The sequence below is a fragment of the Archangium sp. genome (genome assembly GCF_036389735.1).
Lineage (GTDB): Bacteria > Myxococcota > Myxococcia > Myxococcales > Myxococcaceae > Archangium.
The window spans coordinates 1-4,708 of the sequence record NZ_DASVWK010000828.1 but is presented as its reverse complement, the minus strand read 5'-3'; the positions used below and the strand labels follow the sequence as shown (position 1 = coordinate 4,708).

Sequence of the window (4,708 nt, the reverse complement as noted above, 5' to 3'; positions counted from 1 at the left end):
CCGGGCCCCGGCACACCGCCGTGGTGTGGGTGGGCAACTTCGACAACGCGCCCAGCGTGCACCTCGTGGGGGCGGAGGCGGCGGGGCCCCTCCTCTTCGACCTCCTGGAGGCCCTGGGGCCTCGGGGGCGGCTGGAGGACGCGGACGCGGTGGTGCCCTCGGAACTCACCCAGGTGGAGGTGTGCGCCTACTCGGGTCACCTCGCCACGGAGGCGTGTACGCAACGGCGGATGGTGTTCGCCAGGCGCAGCCACGTGCCCACCGAGCCCTGTCCCTACCACCAGCGGGTGGAGGTGGACGTGAAGACGGGGCTGGCGGTGAGTCCCGTGTGCCGCTCGGGGCGACAGACGGAGTCGCGCGTGTACCTCTCCTGGCCGGCGAGCATCCGGCGCTGGCTGGCCGAGCAGCACCGCCTGCTGCCCCAGCCTCCCGCCTTCGCGCCCGGCTGTGAGCCCGGGGGCGCGCGGCGGGCACCGGAGATCACCTCGCCCGGGGAGGGGCAGGTGGCGCTCCTCATCCCAGGGGTGGCGGCGGATCAGCAGGAGGTGCCACTGGAGGCCGAGTCCGAGGAGGACCGGGAGCTGACGTGGTTCGTGGACGGGGCCTTCCTGGCCACGGCGCGAGCGGATGAGCGGGTGTGGTGGGCGCCCTCCGTGGGCACCCACGAGATTCTCGTTTCGGACGATCGGGGGCTCAGCGCGCGCCGGACGCTGGTGGTGCGCGAGCGGCGTTGAAGGGTGGGGAAGCCCCTGGCGTTCCGCCCCTCTCCTGGCTGCTCGGCTTGCGTGTTCGCTGTTCCATTCCCACGCCATGCTTACCCTCGGAGCGGAGCACCCACCCGAGGGTCTGTCCGATGAGCCATCGCCAGCTTCAGCTCTTCGCAGTGCTGGCGGTCCTGCTGGTGACGACGGGCGCGCTCGCCTGTCCGAACTGCTCCACCGCGCAGGTGGTGAGGGCCTCGGTCCTGGGCGAGGACTTCTGGAGCCATCTGGTGATGGTGGTCGTGCCGTTCCTGCTCATCGGGGCGCTCAGCGCGCTGCTGTACCGCATCGGGCTGTCGAGCACGGCGGAGGGGGAGCAATGAGGAACAATCCACGGCACCAGGGGGCGGTCATCTCGGCGGGCGTGCTGCTCGGCACGGGCCTGGGGGGCTTTCTCGACGGCATCCTGCTGCACCAGGTGCTCCAGTGGCACAACATGCTCTCGTCCCAGCTCCCGCCCACGGACCTCGTGGCGATGAAGGTCAACATGTTCTGGGACGGTCTCTTCCATGCCTTCACGTGGTTGGTGACGGTGGTGGGCCTCGCCCTCCTGTGGCGCGCGGGCAAGCGCCCCGAGGTGCCCTGGTCCACCCGCACCTTCGTCGGCTCCCTCTCGCTGGGGTGGGGCGCCTTCAACGTGGTGGAGGGGCTCATCGACCACCAATGGCTCGGCATCCACCACGTCCATCCCGGGGCGGGGCAGCTCGCCTGGGACGTGGGCTTCCTCCTCTTCGGCGCGCTGCTGGTGGTGGTGGGGTGGGCGCTGATTCGAGCGGGACGTGAGCACACCCGGACCCGCGGAGCCCCCGTCCGCCCCGCTGCCCGGGAGCGGTTGGCGACGGGGCGGACCTGAGAGCGTGACTGGAGGCAGGGTATGGTGAAGCGGGTCGTCATCGCGGGGGGCGGGCTGGCGGGGCTGACGTGCGCGAAGTACCTCGTGGACCAGGGCTGCTCGGTGACGCTCCTCGAGGGCCTGCCGTACCTCGGTGGGCGGGCCTCCACCTTCCGGGACAAGGACGGGGACTGGGTGGAGCAGGGGCTGCACCTCTTCCTCGGCGTGTATTCGGAGTTCAAGGCACTCCTGCGAGGCATCGGCAGGGACCCGGACAAGACCCTCTTCTGGATGCAGGAGCTGCGGCTCCAGGATCCCGACGGCGCGCACGCCACGTTCGTCATCAACCCACTGCGCTCACCGGTGAAGACGGTGGTGAGCATCCTCGGACAGAACGAGTACCTCGGGCCGCTGGACAAGCTGTCCTTGATACCGCTCGCCGCGCCGGGGGTGTTGCCCCTGGAGCACCTGCGCACCCAGCACGATGGCGAGACCGTGGTCGACTGGTGGGAGCGGGTGAACGGGGACGTCACGGTGCTCGAGCGCTTCATCCGCCCCTTCTGCCGCGGCATCCAGTTCAGCGAGCCCGAGCAATACTCCGCCTACAACTTCCTCTCGTGGATCCACCACTTCGCCTACGACCTGCCCCATGCGCTGCTGGGCGGCTATCGCGGCGCGCGCGATGAGATCATCTTCCAGCCCCTCGCGAACTACCTGCGGGAGCGCGACGTCACGATCCGCACCGGCACGAAGCTGAAGGAAATCCTCTACACCCCCGGGGCGGGCGGCGGGCTGGGGAAGGTGGACGGCTTCGTCCTCGAGAACGGTGAGCGGCTCCAGGGGGACCGGTACGTGGTGGCCATTCCCGTCTGGGAGCTGGTGCCGCTGGTGCCGGAGCCGCTGAGACAGGAGCCCTTCTTCGCGCAGCTCGCCACGCTGCCGGTGGCTCCCGCCATCTCCGTGCAGCTCTGGTTCGACCGGGACGTCGTGGGCGGCACCGAGGCCTTCACCCTGGTGGCCCACAGCCACGCGTGCGTCTACCAGGACCAGGCGCGCAACGCCTACCCGTACGGCGAGGGCAGCCGCCTGTCCGTCATCGTCTCGCCCGCGGATGACCTGCTCGAGGACTCGGACGAGGCCCTGGTGCAGCGGGTGCTCGAGTCGCTCGGGAAGGTGCAGCCCGAGATTCGCGAGGCGAAGGTGAGGAAGGCCGTGGTGCTCAAGCACCGCAAGCACCTGGTGCGTCCGCTGCCCGGGGCCATGTCCCGGCGCCCGGCCCAGGCCACCCCGGTGTCCAACCTCTTCCTCGCGGGAGATTGGACGCAGCAGCCCTTCTTCGGCAGTCAGGAGGGCGCCGTCCGGGGTGGCAAGGCGTGTGCGGAGGAACTCCTCCGCTCACTCTCCGAGTCGCGGGGCTGAGGGCGGCGGGCCCCGCTCACTTCACCTCCCACGTCCCCGTGTCGGTGCGCTCGTAGTGCTTCCCCTCGGGCAGCTTCCCGTAGAAGAGGGCGTCCTTCATCCCCACCACGGACTGGCCGTCGAAGAGGCCGAGCTCCCCGTCGAGCGTGAAGGTGAGGCCCAGCTCGGCCGCGGTGAAACGCCCCCGCTCACCGGGCAGCAGCTCGCGAGCCGGGAGGAAGACACCCAGGGCAGGGCCATACGTTGGCGTCTCCGACGGAGGCTCGGGTGGCAGCTCGGGCCTCAGGAGCTCGGGGATGCTCCGCCGCAGGTGCGTGGTGAGCACCAGCCCCGCCACATTCACGGGCTGCTCGCCCCGGTTGCGCAGCTCCACCCAGCCCTCGCGAGCGTCCAGTGCCTCCAGCACCAGCCCGGGTGGCCGCGTGCGGTAGCGCGTCAGCTCCTTCTGGACGAAGTCCCGACGCAGCCGGACGAAGTCCTTCATGAAGGCACGGCCCGCCTGGAACTTCGCGGGGTCCATATAAGGATCCCCGGCCATGGACGGGGCGATGAGCGCGTGCAGCGCGTCGATGTGGGCCCCCATCACCTCGGGGGTGAAGAGCTCGTCCAGCGCCTTCTCGAGCCGGGCCACGAGCTGGGCGCGCAGCTCCGGGTTCATCACCACGCGCGTGCCCAGGTTGGAGAAGACGGGCAGGTAGCCCGGGTGGATTCTCCTGCGGGTCTCGTACCGTCTGGCCACCACGTCATCGGTGAGCGTGAAGGGGAAGAGCGGGTGCTCGTAGATGGGGCGCGGGTCCTCGGTGAGGGCCACCTCGTGCCACCAGCGCGCGTCCACGTTGTTGAGGTCCCACGGCACGTACACCCAGCGCTTCGTCACCTTGTCGTGGATGAAGTAGCTCTCCGAGTCCTCGACGTAGTTGTTGGCCAGGAGCGCGTCCAGGACCATGGAGCGCAGGTACCACTCCAACTCCAGGTGGCGCGCGAGCACGCGGGGCAGCTCCGGCTCGGGCGTGCGGTTGATGAGGTACAGCACCTCGTCGAGGTCGTCCTGCGGCTGCTTCTCGTTCGTCTTCTTCGACCAGTCGCCCTGGTAGGGAACCTTCCAGGAGCGCAGCTTGAGCTCGGAGTCCTTCCATCCAGCGCGGTAGATGCTGGCGTCGTCGTCCGGGAAGTCGTGGGCGCGCAGGAAGGACTTGTCCACCTGCTCGATGTCCACGAAGACGCCCTCGTAGCGGCCATTCATGCTCAACCGCACGTACTTCGCGCGCGGGGCGGGCACGCGCAGCGCCGCCAGCACGTCATAGGCGAGCTTCTCCGCCAGCATCGTCGCATCCCCATACTCGGCGACGAGGTTGAGCGACTTGCGCCCCTCGAAGCGGGCATCTCCCTCGAACTGCACGTTCCAGCTCTTCTTGGGGAAGTCCCGGGCGGAGGCACCGCGCAGGCGCACCTTCACCGGGTAGCTCACGCCATTGCAGCGGAAGATGGCGTCCTGCTCCGGGGTGTACTTGTCGGCGAGGAACAGCTCCAGCACCCCCGGGGGCAGGACCAACTCGTAGTCCTGGAGGGCCCGCTGCACCGGTGGCAGGACGAAGGGGCGCTGGGCCTCGGGCACTGGCGGCCGGGGAGGAAGGGGAGGGGGAGGGGGCTCTGGCTTGGGCGGCTCGGCCGTGGGTCGCGGCTCGGGCGGGGGCGG

Annotated in this window: 4 protein-coding genes and 1 pseudogene; 4 read left to right on the top strand and 1 reads right to left on the bottom strand. The window is 69.8% G+C overall.

Annotated elements, in window-relative coordinates; all coding sequences use genetic code 11:
* From VF794_RS29675 to VF794_RS29660, 4 genes and pseudogenes are all read left to right on the top strand, one after another.
* Positions 1 to 734: pseudogene (locus VF794_RS29675) on the top strand (penicillin-binding protein 1C); the annotation flags it as partial.
* A gap of 119 nt (positions 735 to 853) precedes the next feature.
* On the top strand, positions 854 to 1,084 hold the full coding sequence (locus VF794_RS29670) for a hypothetical protein (protein ID WP_331116216.1): 231 nt from the start codon (positions 854 to 856) through the stop codon (positions 1,082 to 1,084).
* Positions 1,081 to 1,614, top strand: a complete 534-nt coding sequence (locus VF794_RS29665; RefSeq protein WP_331116214.1) for a DUF2243 domain-containing protein — start codon at positions 1,081 to 1,083, stop codon at positions 1,612 to 1,614. The genes VF794_RS29670 and VF794_RS29665 overlap by 4 nt, the downstream gene beginning before the upstream one ends.
* A gap of 21 nt (positions 1,615 to 1,635) precedes the next feature.
* Entirely contained in the window at positions 1,636 to 3,012 is a 1,377-nt protein-coding gene (locus tag VF794_RS29660; protein ID WP_331116212.1) for a hydroxysqualene dehydroxylase, read from the top strand.
* A gap of 16 nt (positions 3,013 to 3,028) precedes the next feature.
* Here the strand turns inward: VF794_RS29660 and VF794_RS29655 are convergent.
* A partial coding sequence (locus VF794_RS29655) for a CotH kinase family protein (RefSeq protein WP_331116210.1) occupies positions 3,029 to 4,708 on the bottom strand: 1,680 nt, incomplete at its 5' end.